This is a genomic window from Mariniflexile fucanivorans (assembly GCF_004341235.1).
GTDB classification, from domain to species: Bacteria; Bacteroidota; Bacteroidia; order Flavobacteriales; family Flavobacteriaceae; genus Mariniflexile; species Mariniflexile fucanivorans.
Genome location: NZ_SLUP01000007.1, coordinates 1 through 19,381 on the forward strand (window position 1 = coordinate 1; position 19,381 = coordinate 19,381).

Consider the following 19,381-nt stretch of genomic DNA (forward strand, 5'->3'; position numbering starts at 1 on the left):
TGTATGGTGTAATTGCCAGCATCGGTCACATTGAATTCTGGAGTAGCCCCAATCTGTTCAATAATCAATGTTGGTCCAGATGTCAATACATATACTACTTCGTAGTTGGCAGGCACCGTAGGAGCTGTTGCTTGAGTAGCGCTAATGGTTACAACGCTTCCCGATAATTGAACAGGGGTTAAGTCTGCTGTTAACGTGCCGGCATCTGCAGTACAAGTCTCTACGGTAATGGGTGCACCGGTTACATCCAATGAAGCGCAGAGTCCGTTAGAGGTTACAAGTCCTAGCACATCCCCACCAGTGGTGGTTCCGGGCACTACGATGGTTGCATCTAAAAAGTTAGGGTCATCGGAATCAGATAGTTCAGCTACCAGAGTATGTATGGTATAATTGCCAGCAGCGGTCACATTGAATTCTGGAGTAGCCCCAATCTGTTCAATAATCAATGTTGGTCCAGAAGTTAGCACATATACTACTTCGTAGTTGGTAGGCACCGTAGGAGCTGTTGCTTGAGTAGCGCTGATGGTTACACCGCTTCCCGATAATTGAACAGGAGTCAAGTCTGCTGTTAACGTGCCGGCATCTGCAGTACAAGTCTCTACGGTAATGGGCGCACCGGTTACATCCAATGAAGCGCACAGTCCGTTAGAGGTTACAAGTCCTAGCACATCGCCACCAGTGGTGGTTCCGGGCACTACGATGGTTGCATCCAAAAAATTAGGGTCATCGGAATCGGATAGTTCAGCTACCAGAGTGTGTATAGTATAATTGCCAGCAGCGGTCACATTGAATTCTGGAGTAGCCCCAATCTGTTCAATAATCAATGTTGGTCCAGATGTCAATACATATACCACTTCGTAGTTGGCAGGCACCGTAGGAGCTGTTGCTTGAGTAGCGCTGATGGTTACACGGCTTCCCGATAATTGAACAGGGGTTAAATCTGCTGTTAACGTACCGGCATCTGCAGTACAAGTCTCTACGGTAATGGGCGCACCGGTTACATCCAATGAAGCGCAGAGTCCGTTAGAGGTTACAAGTCCTAGCACATCCCCACCAGTGGTGGTTCCGGGCACTACGATGGTTGCATCCAAAAAATTAGGGTCATCGGAATCGGATAGTTCAGCTACCAGAGTATGTATGGTGTAATTGCCAGCATCGGTCACATTGAATTCTGGAGTAGCTCCAATCTGTTCAATAATCAATGTTGGTCCAGATGTCAATACATATACTACTTCGTAGTTGGCAGGCACCGTAGGAGCTGTTGCTTGAGTAGCGCTGATGGTTACACCGCTTCCCGATAATTGAACAGGGGTTAAGTCTGCTGTTAACGTGCCGGCATCTGCAGTACAAGTCTCTACGGTAATGGGCGCACCGGTTACATCTAATGAAGCGCACAGTCCGTTAGAGGTTACAAATCCTAGCACGTCGCCACCAGTGGTGGTTCCGGGCACTACCATGTTTGCATCCAAAAAATTAGGGTCATGGGAATCGGATAATTCAGCTACCAGAGTGTGTATGGTATAATTGCCAGCAGCGGTCACATTGAATTCTGGAGTAGCTCCAATCTGTTCAATAATTAGTGTTGGTCCAGAAGTTAGAACATAAACCACTTCGTAATTAGTAGGCACCGTAGTAGCGGTTGCTTGAGTGGCGCTGATGGTTACGCCGCCTCCCGATATTTGAACAGGGGTTAGGTCTGCTGTTAAAGTACCGGCACCTGCAGTACATTGTGCATTCAATTCATTGCTGAATAATAAATTAATAAACATCAGCAAGATCAAAGAAGCCAATGTTCTTTGAATTTTCTTTACAATGGAAATTTGTTTCATGTCTTTTTGTTTAATTATTATTCAATAAAGTTAAACAAAATATTAATTAAAACATCAAATTTCTTAAAAAAAATGAAATTTTGTTTTTTGATATTGAAAAATTCATGTCAAAATTTGATAAATCAGTAATGAATTTATTTGTTTGATTATCATTAAGTTAATTTCGGTTTAAGAATTTAAAATATATTGGGAATTAAAAAAAAGATAACAATCAATTAATATGAGTTTATTAAAAATATAGTTTTTTTATTTCTTTATATTTGGAAGAGGATAAAAAAGAAAGTAACTAAAACGTTATAGTTTCCGTTATTTTCAAATATTCCGTAATACATGACTTCTGTCATAATTTAGAAAGGAGTCTTCCTTTAATTTTGATACTTATTAAACATTAAACTATAACATTTTAATTATGAATATTACACACATTGAGCACATAGGAATAGCTGTTGATAATCTTGAAGAATCTATTAAATATTATGAAGGGGTTTTAGGAATGAAATGCTATTCAATTGAAGAGGTTGTTGATCAGAAGGTGAAGACAGCCTTTTTTTTGGTAGGTAATACAAAAATTGAATTACTTGAAAGTACATCGCCCGATGGTCCTATTGGGAAATTCATTGAGAAAAAAGGTCAAGGGATACACCACATCGCTTTTGCGGTTAAAAATGCGACAGAAGCTTTACAACAAGCTGAGGAAAGAGGCGTAACGCTTATTGATAAAGTATCAAGAAAAGGTGCAGAAGGGTTGAATATTGGTTTTTTACATCCAAAGTCAACGTTAGGTGTGCTAACAGAACTTTGTTCAAAAGAATAAAAAAATAAAGGGAAAAGCAAATACATCAAAGTAATGGCAAATCAAGATAAAATCAACGAACTCATTGAAAAAAGAGTTAAAGCAAGATTAGGTGGTGGTGAAAAACGTATTGATTCCCAGCATGCTAAAGGAAAGTTGACTGCTCGCGAAAGAATTGACATTCTTTTGGACGATAATAGTTTTGAGGAGTTTGATATGTTCGTTACCCATAGAACAAAATCATTTGGACTGGATAAGGAAATTTATTTATCCGATGGTGTTGTAACGGGTCATGGTACTATTGATGGAAAAATTGTTTATGTATTTGCTCAAGATTTTACGGTTTTTGGTGGTTCGCTTTCAGAAACTTACGCCTTAAAAATCTGTAAAATCATGGATATGGCCATGAAAATTGGTGCGCCTGTAATTGGACTTAATGATAGTGGAGGAGCTCGTATTCAAGAAGGTGTTAGGTCGTTAGCTGGTTATGCCGAAATTTTCCAAAGAAACATTATGGCATCAGGTGTCATTCCTCAAATTTCGTCCATTTTAGGGCCTTGTGCTGGGGGAGCGGTATATTCACCTGCCTTAACAGATTTTACTATCATGACAGACAAAACCAGTTACATGTTTGTAACGGGGCCCAAGGTAGTGCAAACGGTAACAGGTGAAGTGGTAACGGCAGAACAATTGGGTGGTGCGAGCATACATTCCACCAAATCTGGGGTATCACACTTTTTGGCTGAAAACGATGAAGAAAATCTGCTTTTAATTAGAAAATTATTAAGCTATTTACCTTCAAATAACTTGGAAGATCCACCAAGTATTTCAACATCAGACCCTATTGATAGGTTGGATGATATTTTAAATACCATTATCCCTGAAAATGCGAATCAAGCTTATGATATTATTGATGTTATTTCAACAATTACAGATAATGGTGAGTTTTTAGAAGTTCACAGAAATTATGCGAAAAATATTGTTGTAGGGTTTGCTCGTTTTAATGGGCGTTCGGTTGGAATTGTAGCTAATCAACCTAAATATTATGCAGGTGTATTGGATAGTGAATCATCTAGAAAAGCGGCCAGATTTGTGCGTTTTTGTGATGCTTTCAATATTCCCATTGTAACTTTAGTAGATGTACCAGGGTTCTTGCCAGGTACTGGACAAGAATATGGTGGTATTATTTTACACGGCGCCAAATTATTATTTGCTTATGGAGAAGCTACTGTACCAAAGGTAACCATCACACTTCGTAAATCTTATGGAGGTGCACATGATGTGATGAGCTGTAAACAGTTGCGAGGCGATTTAAATTACGCATGGCCAACGGCAGAAATTGCCGTAATGGGTGCTAAAGGTGCTGTTGAGGTTTTAGAAGGTTCCAATATTAGCAAGATTGAAGATGCTGATGAAAAACAGCATTATATAGAAGAGAAAGAGCACGAATACAATACCAAATTTGCCAACCCATATGTGGCTGCTAAATATGGTTTTATTGACGATGTTATTGAACCTAGAAACACACGCTTTAGAATCATTAGAGCATTAGAGTTGCTAGCAAATAAAAAGGATGTGAATCCGCCTAAAAAACACTCAAATATTCCATTGTAATGACACATATTTTTTTAATGACCGATACGATTACTGAAGGTTACATCATTTTAATAACGGGATTGTCCATAGTTTTTAGTGGTTTGTTACTGTTAACCTTGTTTTTTAAATTTGCCATGCCTGTAATGCTGTATGTTTATAAAATAATTACTAAAGGTCCAGATAAAAAAATAAAGGAAATTTCACCTAAAGTGAACGATCAATTTACTGGTGAAATTGCTGCGGCCATTTCGGCGGCAATTCATATGTATTTAAACAGCCAGCACGATCATGAGAATGCTATTTTAACCATAAAACAGGCTAGAAAAATGTATTCTCCTTGGAGTTCTAAAATTTATAGTGCTTATAGAAACAGACTATAATTCAGAATGATTTAAATCTGATAAAGAAAGGTAACAATGAAAAATTTCTCATTCAAAATAAACGAAAACAGTTACGGAGTTAAAATTGTTTCGCACGAAGATAATACTATAGAATTGGAAGTAAACGGGACCTCCTATTCTGTTAAAATGAAAGAAGAGGTTAAAAAAATCAAAACACCAACGCTTGTTCGTAAGCCATCAAGTGCAACTGTTGAGCCAATTAAAATAAACCCAAGTTCTTCAATAGCCAAAATTATTGCTCCAATCCCAGGTATTATTTTGTCCATTAACGTGAAAATTGGAGATACCATTAAGGTGGGAGATGTATTATTGGTTTTAGAGGCTATGAAAATGGAAAACAGTATAGCTTCAGAAAAATCAGGTACCGTTACAGCCATTAATGTTAAGGTTGGACAACAAGTATTACAAAGTGAAGTCATGATAGAATTAGAATAATAAAATGATAGGTCATTTTAAACGATGCCGAGGAATTTAACCAAAATTACCGCATCGTTTAATATTTGCCAATCATTAAAATGAAAAAAATGAAGAAAGTAATATTAATATTTGGAGTTCTATCACTACTAGTTTTCATCCGACCTGTTTTTGGGATGAATGCAAGTTCCGCCAACGTCCAAACAACTACAACAGTTGCACAAATGGAAGACGAAACTAGTGAAAGCTTTTTTGCTGAAGCTGTTAATGGTATTAAGCAATTCTATAGTTTTACAGGCTTTGCCAATGCGCAATCGGGCAACATTCTCATGATTTTTATAGGTATTGTATTTATTTATCTGGGAATAAAATTTGATTACGAACCACTTTTGTTAATACCTATAGGAACCGGTGTCATACTTGGTAATATTCCTTTTGTGGCAGGCTACCAAACAGGAATATATGAAACAGGTTCCGTATTAAATTATTTGTATTTTGGGGTAGTGAAAGGGGTGTATCCACCGCTTATATTTTTGGGTATTGGAGCGATGACGGACTTTTCATCTTTAATAGCGAACCCTAAACTGATGCTTTTAGGTGCTGCAGCTCAAATTGGGGTATTTGGTACATTTTTAGGTGCTTTATATTTAGGATTTAGTTTGCCCGAAGCTGGTGCAATAGGTATTATTGGAGGTGCCGATGGACCAACTGCTATTTTCTTGTCATCAAAATTAGCCAATGGGATTAATATTTTGCCCGATGGCACTACGGTTAAAAACCTAATAGGACCTATTGCTATTGCAGCCTATTCTTATATGGCATTAGTACCGGTTATTCAACCACCAATCATGAAATTATTAACCACTAAAAAAGAGCGTTTAATAAGAATGAAACCTCCAAGAGCAGTAACTCAAAAGGAGAAAATGATTTTTCCAGTAGTTGCATTATTGCTAACAACCTTTATTTCGCCTAGTGCCTTACCATTATTAGGGATGTTGTTCTTCGGGAATTTATTAAAAGAATCTGGTAGAACAGAACGTTTAGCAGATACGGCGCGTACTAAATTAATTGATATTGTAACCATCTTGTTAGGTGTTACTGTAGGAGCATCTACCCAAGCAGATATTTTTATTACTAAAGATTCGTTGATGATTTTTGGATTAGGAGCCATTTCATTTGTTATAGCAACAATGGGCGGATTGCTATTTGCAAAATTCATGAATCTTTTCCTTAAAGGAGAAGATAAGTTAAACCCACTTATTGGTGCTGCAGGCGTTTCAGCAGTTCCAGATAGTGCTAGGGTAGTGCACGCCGAAGGTATAAAAGCCGACCCGCATAATTACTTGTTAATGCACGCCATGGCGCCAAACGTTGCCGGAGTTATAGGATCTGCTATTGCTGCCGGTATTATATTGAGTTTTTTAGGATAAATTAAAATAATAATAATAATACAATCAAATTTTTAAAATTTAAAGAAATGAATTTACCAAATAAAATGACAGCAGACGAAGCTGTAAAATTGATTAAATCGGGAGATCGCGTATTAATTCAAGGAGGGTCAGCTACACCTCAAGCTTTGATAAGAGCTATGGTTGCTCGCGGTCCTGAATTAAAAGGTGTAGAAATCTGTCATTTACATACAGAGGGAGAATGTGGATATGTTGCTCCTGAACTAAGAGATAGTTTTCATACTAGTGCCTTTTTTATTGGCGGAAACGTTAGAAAAATGGTTGGTGATACTGTAGATTATATTCCAATTTTTTTAAGTGATATTCCAAGTTTATTCCGTCAAGGATATATGAATTTAGATGTTGTTTTAGTTAATGTGTCGCCTCCAGACCAACATGGATTTTGTTCTTTAGGAGTTTCAGTAGATATTGTTTTATCTGGAATTGAGCACGGTAAAACTATTATAGCTCAAATTAACCCAAGAATGCCAAGAACTTTTGGAGATGCTCAGGTTCATTTAAGAAACTTTTCTGCTTGTGTAGAAGTTGTTGAGGAAATTTATGAAATGAAATTTGTACAACCATCTGAAGAAGAAAAAGCTATTGGTAAAAATATTGCTGGCATTATTGATGATGGTGCTACACTTCAAATGGGTATTGGTGGAATTCCAAATGCGGTTTTAACTTATTTAACAAACCACAAAAATTTAGGAGTTCATACTGAAATGTTTTCTGAAGGTTTAGTAGATTTGGTTGAAAGAGGCGTTGTTAACGGTTCTCAAAAGAAAACAAATCCATATAAAATTGTATCAGGATTTGCTATGGGTACTAGAAGATTATACGATTTTATGGATAACAATCCAGAAATTGAAATGAGAGACATCGCTTATGTAAACGACACGTCTATTATCCGTCAAAATCCAAAAGCTACAGCCATTAACTCTGCTATAGAAATAGATATTACTGGTCAGGTTTGTGCGGATTCAATTGGTACAAGAATGTTCTCTGGTGTTGGTGGACAAATGGACTTTATGCGTGGTGCAGCCTTATCTCAAGGAGGAAAACCAATTATTGCAATTTCCTCACAAACATTAAAAGGCGTCTCTAAAATTACACCAATGTTAAAACAAGGTGCAGGCGTAGTAACTACCAGAGCACATGCACGTTTTGTAGCAACCGAATTTGGTATTGCAGAGCTTTTTGGAAGAAACTTAAAACAACGTGCAACAGCCTTAAGAGACATTGCACATCCTAATCATAGAGAAGAATTAGATAAAGCTATTTTTGAGAGATTTGGAAATAGTATAACCGTTTAAATATAAAAGTTGAACATAATATAAATAGTATGGATACTAATAAAAAGCTTTTTTCAGAATTTGCTCCTGTAACCAAGCAGCAATGGATTGAAAAAGTAAATGCCGATTTAAAAGGCGAAGATTTTAATAAAAAACTAGTTTGGAATAATTTAAGTGGTCTCGATTTTCAGCCTTTTTATACAAATGAAGATGCTATTACCCAACTTAAAAACACAGGAGAAAATTCACAAGCATTAGTGAATTACAGAACTGTTGCAGTTTGTTGTGCTGAATCTGGAAACGAATCAGCAAAAAAAGCAGTTGAAGAAGGTCTTAACGGAATCATTTTTCAGTTAATAGATAAAGTAGCTGTTTCAGAACTTCTAAACGGAATAGATTTAAACACTGTTACAGTTTCTTTTGAAGTGTATAATAATGCCATTGATTTCACTAAAGATTTAGTGGCTTTTGCAAAAGGGAAAAACCTGAAAGGTTATATTGATACAAAAATTATTTCTAGCTATGTAACAACAGCCTCTTTTGATGAAAGTAAAGTGGATGTTGCTGCAGAATTAGTAAAATTAACGGCCGATTTCCCAAACTTTAAAGCCATTACCGTTTCTGGAACAGAATATTTAGATTCTGGTGCAAACCAAGTTCAAGAGATTGCTTATACTTTAAATTCCTTAGTTTTTTTAGTTGAAAAATTAAAAGAAAAGGGTGTTGAGGCACAATCCATTTTCAACAACTTAAATGTGCAATTAGCTATAGGCTTAGAGTACTTTGTTGAAATTGGTAAATTCAGAGCGTTTAATAATTTATTAGCTGAAGTGGCTGCAAAATATGGTGTTACAGATTTTTCTAATACCATAACTGCTAAAACGTCTATTTGGAGTAAATCGGTTACCGATGCAGAAACAAACTTATTACGTTGTACGACTGAAGCTATGTCTGCCATCTTAGGTAATGTAGATGGTGTTTTAATTGATGCTTACGATAAAGAGTTTAAGAGTTCTTCAGATTTTTCTAGTAGAATCGCTGGAAACATCACCACTATTTTAAGAGAAGAATCTTATTTTGGGAAAGTTTCAAATCCAGTTGATGGTTCGTATTATATTGAAGAAGTAAGTTCTAAAATTGCTGAAAAAGCATTGGAATTATTTAAAGCAATTCAATCTGAAGGAGGTTTTTATACTGCTTTTGAAAACGAAACCATTCAACAACAAATTGCTGAAATTCGTTTAACAAAATTAAAATTCCTAAGTCAACGTCGTTCTGCCATGGTAGGTATTAACAAATATCCTAACTTAATGGAAACGGTAGAACCTAGTATTCTTTCTAAAGCTGATGCTGCAAATCCAAAAGTGTTAACGCCACGAAGAGCGTCTTTAGAAATTGAAGCAATGCGAAGAGTGACTGAAGAATTAGTTGCAGCTACTAACGTACGTCCCATAGTGCAATTAGCGAGTTACGGAAATTTAACCATGCGTAAGGCCAGAGCTGCTTTTGCTTATGATTTTATTGGAGTAAGTGGTTTTGACGTTCACCAAGAAGAAAGCTTTGAAAGCGCTGTAGTTGCTGCTACACAAAGTGCCAAATCTAATTCTCACGTTGTTGTTATCTGTAGTTCAGATCAAGATTACGATGAAACAGCAATGGACTTCATAAAAGCATTTAGAGCTATTAATACTGATAAAGTATTATTATTAGCTGGTGCTCCTAAAAATATGGACGAATTAACTGAAGCAGGTTTAGATGGTGTTGTAAATATGAGATCAGATGTTCTTGTAACACTTTCAGCTATTCAGAAAAAAGTTCAAAAAACATTAAATTCTTAAGACTATGCAACCAGATTTTTCAGATATAAAATTAAATTCAGCTGTTAAACCAACCGTTGAAAATAAAAATAATCAAGACGTTTGGAATACGCCTGAAGGCATCCCTGTAAAAAAACATTTTACAAAGGACGATATTTCAGAAGCAGAACATCTAAACTATGTTGCTGGAGTACCTCCTTTTTTAAGAGGACCTTATACCGCAATGTATGCCATGCGTCCTTGGACAATTAGACAATATGCAGGTTTTTCTACTGCCGAAGAGTCAAATGCTTTTTACAGAAGAAACTTAGCAGCAGGTCAAAAAGGACTTTCAGTAGCATTCGATTTAGCAACACATAGAGGGTACGATTCCGATCACCCTCGTGTAACAGGTGATGTTGGTAAAGCAGGTGTGGCAATCGATTCTATTTTAGATATGGAAATTTTATTCGACCAAATTCCGTTGGATAAAATGTCTGTTTCTATGACCATGAACGGTGCTGTATTACCCATTATGGCGTTTTACATTGCAGCAGCTAAAAAACAAGGTGTTTCTTTAGACCAATTAAGTGGAACCATCCAAAACGATATTTTAAAAGAGTTTATGGTGCGTAATACATACATCTACCCACCATTACCTTCTATGAAAATTATTGGTGATATTTTTGATTACACCACTAAAAACATGCCTAAGTTTAACTCTATTTCTATTAGTGGTTACCACATGCAAGAAGCTGGTGCAACGGCCGATATTGAGTTAGCTTATACCTTAGCTGATGGTATGGAATACATTAGAACAGGTTTAGCATCTGGTTTAAAAATTGATGAATTTGCACCTCGTTTATCGTTCTTCTGGGCGGTAGGAATGAATCACTTTATGGAAATTGCAAAAATGCGTGCTGCACGTATGCTTTGGGCAAAAATTATAAAATCATTCAATCCACAAAATCCAAAATCAATGGCATTGCGTACGCATAGTCAAACATCTGGATGGAGTTTAAGTGAGCAAGATCCTTTTAACAATGTGGCACGTACGTGTATTGAAGCAATGGCTGCTACGTTAGGAGGAACACAATCTTTGCATACCAATGCATTGGATGAAGCGATAGCGTTACCAACCGATTTCTCTGCAAGAATTGCACGTAATACACAAATATTCATTCAAGATGAAACCCAAATGACTAAATCAGTCGATCCTTGGGCAGGTTCTTATTATGTAGAATATTTAACTCAGGAAATAGCTAAAAAAGCTTGGAAACTTATTGAAGAAGTTGAAGAGTTAGGTGGTATGGCAAAAGCTATTGAAACCGGTGTTCCTAAAATGCGTATTGAAGAAGCTTCGGCAAGAAAACAAGCGCGTTTAGATTCTGCTCAAGATATTTTAGTTGGGGTTAATAAATTTAGAACCGAAGAAAAATCGAATATTCAAATTTTAGAAGTTGATAATTCAGTTGTTAGATTATCTCAAATTGAACGTTTGAAAAAATTAAGAGCAAACAGAGATCAGAATGTTGTTGATGCGAAATTAAAAGCATTATCAGAATGTGCTGCAACTGGAAAAGGAAACTTATTACAGTTAGCTGTTGAAGCTGCTGAAAATTTTGCCACTTTAGGTGAGATTTCAGATGCTTTAGAAGCTCATTTTGGTCGTCATAAAGCCGATAACAAATTAATTAGCGGTGTATATGGTAAAGAAGTAAGCGACGATAGTACATTTGCACAAGCACAAAAAATTGCTGATAATTTTGCTGAAATTGAAGGACGTCGTCCGCGTGTGATGGTTGCTAAAATGGGACAAGATGGGCATGATAGAGGTGCTAAAGTGGTAGCTTCTAGTTTTGCCGATTTAGGTTTTGATGTGGATATGGGGCCTTTATTCCAAACTCCTGAAGAAGTTGCAAAACAAGCTATTGAAAATGATGTGCATTTTGTTGGAGCTTCTAGTTTAGCGGCTGGTCATAAAACCTTAATTCCTCAATTAATTGGTGAATTAGAAAAATTAGGAAGACCAGATATTATGGTGTTTGCAGGTGGTGTGATACCAGAGCAAGATTATCAATATTTGTTAGATCGTAAAGTTGCTGCCATTTTTGGACCAGGAACTGTAATTTCTAAAGCAGCGATTTCCATTATGGAAAAATATTTAGAACAGGATTAATAGCATAATACGTTCGACTTAAAAAACCCACTTATGTTTCAAAACATAGAGTGGGTTTTTTGTTTTAAATAATAATCCGTTGAGGGAAATTCGAAATTTATTCTATGAAATCATTATCGTCCTATTAAATTTTATTGTATTAAAGAATTATAATTTACTCGCTTGCAAAGTTACAAAGTCGTAAAGTTGGTTATGTTCTTTGCGACTTTGAGTCTTTGCGAGAAAAAAAACAAGTCAAGTAAATTTTGAGGCTTTTATAAAAACAATAAAATCAATAATTTATCAAAATATTGGAAGCTTTTTTCGGGTAAAAACCCTATGAAATCGTTTTACGATGCAATTTTTTCAGCCAATTAAAAGCTAAAATGTCAGTCTGAGCTTGTCGAAGACTTTATTGAATACCGATCAAATAAACTATTCAATCTTACAGAAACGTTTTGCTTTCAATATTTCTTCCATAAAGTCGTGGCAGTAGCACAAACTCTATGGCTACCTTCAATTTTTATGGTATGCACAAAAGAGTTATCTGTAGCTAGTTGTTTTGTTAGAGATAAAACCGTGTCGCCATACTGCGCTTCGGCTATAAAACGGCCATCAATTTTATGTAAAAAGTAATTATCTACAATGTCTTCGGGGATAGATTCAATAACCCATTGTAGGTACCTGATGTTGTTCACATGTTTATTCATGTCGGTATCAAACCTATTAACAATAAATTGTTTTGTATAGTCTGGAACGTCTACAGAATCTATTTTTTTCTTGATGTTTCTATCAATGGATGCTTCACTAAAATAAGACCATTTTTCTTTAATTTCATCAAAAATAGGTATGGGCCTTCTTTTTTCAATATCGAAAAATACCCATAAACCTTTGGCTCTGCCTATTATGTTTTGCTTTTCATCAAAAATAATGTTCTCTCTATAGCCTTTAATAGACGAGTAACTTGATAACCAAGTTCTAATCGTGATTTTTTCTTTATAACTGGGGTAACGGTCCATTTGTAAAACGCCAGAAACCAATACCCAACCTACATTTTTTTCTGCTAAAGTAAATAAACAATGATTTATGGAATAACAATGGTCTGCGGCAGTTTCTTCCAGCAAACCTAACATGATTGTAGGCGTTGCCAGCCCCATTGGATTCATTTCAAAATATCGTAATTCAAATTCTTTATCAAAATAATGTTCAAATATCATTTTTAATTTTTTTCAAAGGTTTGAATCATTCATAGTTTAAAACGATGCCTTAAACTTTTCAATTATTTGTTGAGCCGCTTTTACGGGCGATATTTCATCTGAAATAATATCTTTTTCAAGAACAGAAAGTTGGCTAGAAATGTCTTTAGAACCATAAAACATGTGTTTAAGTTCTTCATTAATATTATCGTACATCCAACGTATTTTCTGGTAATTTCTGTTTTTATCGAAATAACCGTTGTCTGTAACTAATTGTTTGTATTTTGAAATTTCCTCCCAAACGGTATCGATACCTATATTTTTTGTTGAAGAGGCTTTGGTAACAACAGGTTCCCAACCAGATTCCGATTGCGGAAAAATATGCAGTGCATTTTGGTATTGTAAACGTGCCATTTCGCTCATGCGTACATTGTCGCCATCCGCTTTATTAATAACCACCATATCTGCCATTTCCATGATGCCTTTTTTAATGCCTTGCAATTCATCGCCGGCACCTGCCAACATAAGCAGTAAGAAAAAATCGGTCATACCATGAACCGCAGTTTCAGATTGCCCTACACCAACAGTTTCAATTAAAATAACATCGTAACCGCCAGCTTCACAAAGCAACATGCTTTCTGCCGTTTTGTTGGCAACACCACCAAGGGTGTCACCAGAAGCTGATGGACGTATATACGCATTTTCTAAATTGCTAAGTTCTTCCATGCGGGTTTTATCTCCCAAAATACTTCCTTTGGAACGTTGACTACTGGGGTCTATGGATAGTATGGCAACTTTATGCCCTTTTGTAATGAGGTGCTTGCCAAAGGCTTCAATAAAAGTACTTTTTCCAACCCCAGGTACGCCTGTAATTCCAATACGTATGGAGTTTCCAGAAGCTGGTAAAATGGCTTGAATAATATCTTTGGCTAAAAGTTTGTCGCTTTCTAAATTGCTTTCTATTATGGTGATGGCTCGGGATAGAATAACGCGGTCGCCACGTAAAACACCATCAATATAGGCTTGGGCGGTGAGTCTGTTTTTTCGTTTGTAATTAGTCATTTAATAGTGGAAAATTAAAGCTATAAAGATACTGATAATGTGAAAATTTGCCACGTGTATTGGGGTGTTTTTTGTTAAAATTCATGGGATTTCAATTAAAATGAACCTAATTTAAGTATGATCCTGATTTCTATAAAAATACATGGTTGTAAAGGTGAACTCACGTTATAATTCCAGCGAGGCACGAAGCAATCTCATTCTCGCTTACGTCATTGCGAGGCACGAGGCAATCTCATCAAACGTACTAAAGTGTGTTAAGGTAAACAACCAACAGATTACTTCGGTCGTGCCTCCCTCGTAATGACGAAATGTATGATGTTCCCGTCATTGCGAGGCACGAAGCAATCTCATGAAACGTACTAAAAAGTGTTTTCAAGGTAAACAACCAACAGATTACTTCGGTCGTGCATCCCTCGTAATGACGAAAAATATTATATTAGAGCATGAAAAAATCATATGTGTACTTTTTAACAAACAAAAATAAGACGGTTATTTATATAGGAGTTACAAGTAATTTGTTAAAACGGGTTTACCAACACAAAACAAAATCATATAAAGGATTTACTCAAAAATACAATTGTGATATTCTTGTTTATTTTGAAGAATTTGAAGATATTAATCAAGCTATTTCTAGGGAAAAACAATTGAAATCTGGGAACAGAAAACGTAAGGAAGCACTAATAAATTTAGAGAATCCTAATTGGAGTGATTTATCGGACGGTTGGTTGTTCTATTTTGATTAATAAGTCCGTTATTGTTTTTCCCGTCATTGCGAGGCACGAAGCAATCTCATGAAACGTACTAAAATGTTTCAAACCTGAGTTCGACCTAAGAAATCGATTTTTTAACATAGAAAAAGTAGAATATTTAGTGTATTAAAGTACTGAATTCCAATATATTGTAAAATATTCTGCTATGATTTCTAAAGATAAAGTTACTGAAATATTCTGTTCTATCGGTGATTTTTGCCTTGTTTTTGAACCTGCAGTTCAAAAACGACAGCTTTCCACAGGGAAAAAGACCGGAAAACGTAAATTTACCATGTCCACCAGTGAGATTGTTACCATTACCGTTCTGTTCCATTTAAGTGGAGTAAGAACCTTTAAACACTTTTATATTGGCTATGTCCAAAAGCACCTCGCGCAAGAATTCCCCAACACGGTTTCATACAATCGTTTGTTGAGCTCATGCAATCCAACATACTACCGTTGACCCTGTACATGAAGACCTGTTGTTTGGGGCAATGTACTGGAATATCTTTTATAGACACGACCCCGATACGTGCCTGTAAAAACAAACGTATAGCACAAAACAAAGTGTTTAAAGATATAGCTACTGTAGGTACTACCATGGGGTGGTTCTATGGTTTTAAGCTCCACATCATTGTGAACGACAAAGGCGAACTGCTTGATTTTATTATAACCCAAGCCAATGTAGATGACAGGGCACCTTTGAAAGAAGATAACTTTTTGAAGAAAATATTCGGAAGCTTATATGCTGATAAAGGGTACATATCCAAAGAGCTTTCCAGTTTGTTATTTGACCAAGGACTTCATCTGGCAACCTGTATCAAAAACAACATGAAAAATGTAATGATGACCATGAGAGATAAAATATTGCTCAGAAAACGCTCGCTTATAGAAACCATAAATGACCAATTAAAAAACATTGCTCAAGCTGAACATTCTCGACATAGAAGTTTTGGTAATTTCATTACCAATTTAGTCGCCAGTCTTATTGCCTATTCTTTTCAAGAAAGGAAGCCAAGCATAAATTTGAAACAGAAAACACAGCGCAATTGGCTCTTTTTTATTAAATCTTTAAATCGAACTCAGGTTCTTACAAAAACCCAAATGTTTTCAACCCTACGATTACCATTAATCGATAATTTAAAATAGTTTTTAGAGGTCTCCTTCGAGTCACCTTCGACATTCCTTCGAGGATTCTTCGTAAAAAGCCTTATTTTACGAAGGATTCCCGAAGAACCCTCGAAGAAGTGTGGGAGAATGCATTTTGAATTATATAAAAAACACCGATGAAATACATGAATGTTGTGCATGTCGTCGGTGTTTTACTAAAAATAGGTATGTGTTTCGATAAAACGAGCTATTCATAATGCCGTTTATCGATTATTTTAAATGATTAGCTACATGTTGTGGTAACTGTAAAGATGTAATAAAGTGGGTTGTATTAAGTCAATTCTTTTTTAGGGTTACTTCAACTTCTCCTTGAAAAAAGCAATCGTTCTTTCCCAAGCCAAAGTCGCTGCTTTTTCATCATACCGTGGTGTGGTATTGTTGTGAAAGCCATGGTTTGCATCGGGGTAAAAATGTGCAGTGTATTCTATGTTGTTTTCTTTTAAAGCATCTTGGTAAGCTGGCCAACCTTCATTTACACGGGTATCTAAACTGGCATAATGTAACTGCAAAGGTGTTTTTATTTGAGCCGCTTCTTCGGCTGTGGGTTGTCCACCATAAAAAGGAACAGCTGCTTTTAAGGTTGGAACTTTTACAGCCATCATATTGGAAATCCACCCACCAAAACAAAAACCAACAACACCTATATTGCCATCGCAATTGGGGTGGGCGCTTAGGTAGTGGAAAGCGGCAATAAAATCTTCAAGCATGTCATTTTTATCACGTTTTTTCTGAAGCTCTCGTCCATCGTCATCATTTCCGGGGTAGCCCCCTAAAGGTGATAAAGCATCAGGTGCTAAGGATATAAAATTTTCAATAGCGGTGCGTCTGCCTACATCTTCAATATAAGGGTTTAAGCCTCGGTTTTCGTGTACAACAATAACACCTGGTAATTTTTTCGTGGTATTATCGGGCATAGATAATAACCCTTTTATGGTGCCACCACCTTTAGGCGATTCGTAGGTGATATATTTGGAATCTAAGCGCGCATCATCTGGTTTTACTAAAAGGGTATTGATGTAATCTGGGGTTATAAAACTTAATAAAGAGCCTACCGTAATACCTCCAACGGCATATATAGATAGTTTTTCAACAAATTGGCGTCTATCTATTTTGTTATGAACGTAATAATCATACAAATCAAAAACTTCTTGGTTGATATCCTCTTTGGTGAGCTTTTTCATCTTTATATGTTTTAATTTTCAGTATTATAGCCCTAAGTTATTCAAAAATTTCCAAATACTTTTACTTAAAAGTATGTTTTGTTTTTTTGTGAAGTTTCCATGTTTGCCCTTTTTAAGAGTTAAAAGCCTCGTTTTAACCTTATGGGCTTTCAGCCTTTTATATAGTATAACCGATTGTTTGTAAGGTACAATAGGGTCTGCATCGCCATGCGCTATAAAAATGGGCGGACTGTTTTTAGACACATAATTTATAGGCGACACTTTTTTTACAAATTCGGCATCGGTATTATTAAGTCCGAGCCAATCTCTTGGAGAATTTCTATAGGCAAGTGGTGTTAAATCGGTTACGCCATATTTGTCAATAATCGCCGCTACTTTAATGTGCTCGGAGTTTGGGCAATTACTGTCAAAACTATTATTATCACCCAATAAACCTGCCATAAGCGCTAAATGCCCTCCAGCAGAACCACCCAAAAGAATGATTTTTGAAGGATCTATATTTAAAGACTTGGCGTTTTTATAAATATATAACAAGGCGCACCTTACGTCTTGAATAGCTGCGGGGGCAGGGGCAACATCTACTAAGCGGTAGCTTACATTAGCAACTGCATATCCACGACTAAAAAAAGTTTCAAGTCCAGTTTGCGATTCTTTCTGTCCATTTTTCCAACCACCTCCATGTATATTAATCACTACTGGTGTTGGGTTGGTGGCGTTGGGATTGATAAATATATCCATGTAGCCTTTCCAATTATCTTCTTGGGTGTAAAGCACATTAATTTTTGAAATATAGTCTTCAGGGTACTCAACAGAAGTATAATCTTTTTCTTGAGGGAATAATAATTGTATATAGCTAAAAAAAGCCATGATAAACATGCAATACTTCATAAAAATGGGTAGCTATAAAAGTTAAAATACGTTATTTAAAAAACGGGCAATATTTTCTTGGTTGGCACGTATTAATTCGGCTCGGGCATTTTCAACATCTTGAGGTTTTTTGTCTTTTGAAAGTTTGAATTTACCTTCCCAAGTATCAATGGTTATTTCAAACATGTCAATATAATCTAAAGCACATAGCATGCGTTGGTTGTCGGGTTCTAAAACGTATTTATGGCCTGGCGCTTCTAAAAATTCGGTCATAGTAATAATAGATTCTTTTAAAGCATCTTTACTTTCTATAGCATTAACCGTGCCTTTTAGGTGTACTTTAATGTAATTCCAAGTTGGTAGCTGCGTAGTGGTATAAATACTAGGCGATATATAACACTGTGGACCTGAAAATAAAACAGTTATAGGTTTTTTGTTTTTTAATAAAGCAGCCTGAGGATTTTGCTTATCAATATGTCCTATTAATTTGCCGTATTCATTATAAATTAAAGGTAAATGCGTAATAAAAGGCTCATTATCTTTAATCGAAATTATGGTGGCTAACGGGTAGGTTTTAATAACCTCAATCATATGATTAATGTCGTTGTCTTGATGTATTTTTGGTGGATAATTCAATTGAATTTACAATTTTAGATTTACGAATTACGGTTTTTAAAATTACAATATTTATATTTACTTTATGCAAGAAAAAAAAGCCTCATTTTCAATAAAAAATTGGAGTCAAGATGACCAACCCAGGGAGAAATTACTCTATAAAGGCAAAGCGACATTAAGCGATGCAGAGTTGGTGGCTATTTTAATTGGTTCGGGCAACAGGGATGAAAGTGCGGTAGATTTATGCAAGCGTATTTTAGCAAGCGTCAATAATAATTTAAGTGAACTCGGGAAGCTTTCCATTAAACAACTCATGGAATTTAAAGGGATTGGTGAAGCAAAAGCCATTACCATTGCAGCAGCTTTGGAGTTGGGACGACGACGACGTGGCGAGGAGGCTTTAGATAGGAAGAAAATAACCTCTAGCAAATCGGTTTTCGAGTTGATGCAACCTATAATTGGCGAATTGCAACATGAAGAATTTTGGATTGTTTATTTAAATAATTCCAATAAGGTCATACAAAAAAATCAATTAAGCAAAGGAGGTATTACGGGTACTTTGGTAGATGTGCGTTTGGTTCTTAAAAATGCCTTAGAAGTTGGAGCTACCGGACTTATTTTAGCGCATAACCACCCATCTGGCACCTTAATACCGAGTGAAGCAGATAAGCAAATAACCAACAAATTAAAAATTGCAGCAGAAAGTTTAGATATAAAAGTGTTAGATCACCTAATTATAACCGAAAATGCATACTTTAGTTTTGCCGATGAAAACCTCTTATAAGGCAAATCACAAAAAAACAAAACAAAA

The 19,381-nt window shown here is 35.9% G+C and carries 16 protein-coding genes and 1 pseudogene; 11 read left to right on the top strand and 6 right to left on the bottom strand.

Annotation, left to right across the window (positions count from 1 at the left end):
* The coding region (locus EV196_RS13890) for a hypothetical protein (protein ID WP_132218384.1) at positions 1-1,829 on the bottom strand (1,829 nt) is incomplete at its 3' end.
* A gap of 409 nt (positions 1,830-2,238) precedes the next feature.
* On the opposite strand from EV196_RS13890, the gene mce reads away from it, so the two are divergent.
* From mce to scpA, 8 genes are all read left to right on the top strand, one after another.
* Positions 2,239-2,643: a methylmalonyl-CoA epimerase gene (mce, locus tag EV196_RS13895; protein ID WP_132218385.1), complete on the top strand. Its 405-nt coding sequence runs from the start codon at positions 2,239-2,241 to the stop codon at positions 2,641-2,643.
* 33 nt (positions 2,644-2,676) lie between these two features.
* Positions 2,677-4,236, top strand: coding sequence for an acyl-CoA carboxylase subunit beta (locus tag EV196_RS13900; protein ID WP_132218386.1), 1,560 nt, complete (start codon positions 2,677-2,679; stop codon positions 4,234-4,236).
* Entirely contained in the window at positions 4,236-4,598 is a 363-nt protein-coding gene (locus EV196_RS13905) for an OadG family transporter subunit (protein WP_132218387.1), read from the top strand. Before EV196_RS13900 ends, EV196_RS13905 begins: the two co-directional genes overlap by 1 nt.
* A gap of 36 nt (positions 4,599-4,634) precedes the next feature.
* The gene (locus tag EV196_RS13910; RefSeq protein WP_132218388.1) at positions 4,635-5,054 is read left to right on the top strand and encodes a biotin/lipoyl-containing protein; all 420 of its coding nucleotides are present in this window, start codon (positions 4,635-4,637) and stop codon (positions 5,052-5,054) included.
* A gap of 89 nt (positions 5,055-5,143) precedes the next feature.
* On the top strand, positions 5,144-6,463 hold the full coding sequence (locus EV196_RS13915; RefSeq protein ID WP_132218389.1) for a sodium ion-translocating decarboxylase subunit beta: 1,320 nt from the start codon (positions 5,144-5,146) through the stop codon (positions 6,461-6,463).
* A gap of 47 nt (positions 6,464-6,510) precedes the next feature.
* Entirely contained in the window at positions 6,511-7,797 is a 1,287-nt protein-coding gene (locus tag EV196_RS13920; RefSeq protein ID WP_132218390.1) for an acetyl-CoA hydrolase/transferase family protein, read from the top strand.
* Between the two features lie 29 nt (positions 7,798-7,826).
* A complete protein-coding gene (locus tag EV196_RS13925; protein ID WP_132218391.1) occupies positions 7,827-9,614 on the top strand; it encodes a methylmalonyl-CoA mutase family protein in 1,788 nt (595 codons plus the stop codon).
* A 4-nt stretch (positions 9,615-9,618) separates the two neighbouring features.
* Positions 9,619-11,751 carry a methylmalonyl-CoA mutase gene (gene scpA / locus EV196_RS13930; protein WP_132218392.1) on the top strand — a complete coding sequence of 711 codons (2,133 nt, stop codon included), beginning with the start codon at positions 9,619-9,621 and terminating at the stop codon, positions 11,749-11,751.
* A 443-nt stretch (positions 11,752-12,194) separates the two neighbouring features.
* On the opposite strand, the gene EV196_RS13935 is transcribed toward scpA, so the two are convergent.
* Positions 12,195-12,947 carry an acyl-[acyl-carrier-protein] thioesterase gene (locus EV196_RS13935; RefSeq protein WP_132218393.1) on the bottom strand — a complete coding sequence of 251 codons (753 nt, stop codon included), beginning with the start codon at positions 12,945-12,947 and terminating at the stop codon, positions 12,195-12,197.
* A gap of 36 nt (positions 12,948-12,983) precedes the next feature.
* Complete coding sequence (gene meaB, locus EV196_RS13940; RefSeq protein WP_132218394.1) at positions 12,984-13,988, bottom strand: methylmalonyl Co-A mutase-associated GTPase MeaB; 1,005 nt, start codon at positions 13,986-13,988, stop codon at positions 12,984-12,986.
* Positions 13,989-14,431: 443 nt separating this feature from the next.
* Here meaB and EV196_RS13945 point away from each other — a divergent pair, with 443 nt between their 5' ends.
* Positions 14,432-14,731 carry a GIY-YIG nuclease family protein gene (locus EV196_RS13945; protein WP_132218395.1) on the top strand — a complete coding sequence of 100 codons (300 nt, stop codon included), beginning with the start codon at positions 14,432-14,434 and terminating at the stop codon, positions 14,729-14,731.
* Between the two features lie 172 nt (positions 14,732-14,903).
* Positions 14,904-15,775, top strand: a pseudogene (locus EV196_RS13950) (IS982 family transposase); the annotation flags it as partial.
* A 425-nt stretch (positions 15,776-16,200) separates the two neighbouring features.
* Here EV196_RS13950 and EV196_RS13955 read toward each other — a convergent pair.
* From EV196_RS13955 to EV196_RS13965, 3 genes are read right to left on the bottom strand one after another with little or no spacing between them, the layout of a single operon-like run.
* A complete protein-coding gene (locus tag EV196_RS13955; protein ID WP_132218396.1) occupies positions 16,201-17,088 on the bottom strand; it encodes a dienelactone hydrolase family protein in 888 nt (295 codons plus the stop codon).
* A gap of 24 nt (positions 17,089-17,112) precedes the next feature.
* On the bottom strand, positions 17,113-17,976 hold the full coding sequence (locus tag EV196_RS13960; protein WP_132218397.1) for an alpha/beta hydrolase: 864 nt from the start codon (positions 17,974-17,976) through the stop codon (positions 17,113-17,115).
* A gap of 21 nt (positions 17,977-17,997) precedes the next feature.
* On the bottom strand, positions 17,998-18,591 hold the full coding sequence (locus EV196_RS13965; protein ID WP_132218398.1) for an FMN-binding negative transcriptional regulator: 594 nt from the start codon (positions 18,589-18,591) through the stop codon (positions 17,998-18,000).
* 64 nt (positions 18,592-18,655) lie between these two features.
* Between EV196_RS13965 and radC the strand changes: the two genes are divergently transcribed.
* The gene (radC, locus tag EV196_RS13970; protein WP_132218399.1) at positions 18,656-19,354 is read left to right on the top strand and encodes a RadC family protein; all 699 of its coding nucleotides are present in this window, start codon (positions 18,656-18,658) and stop codon (positions 19,352-19,354) included.
* The last annotated feature ends 27 nt before the right edge of the window (positions 19,355-19,381 follow it).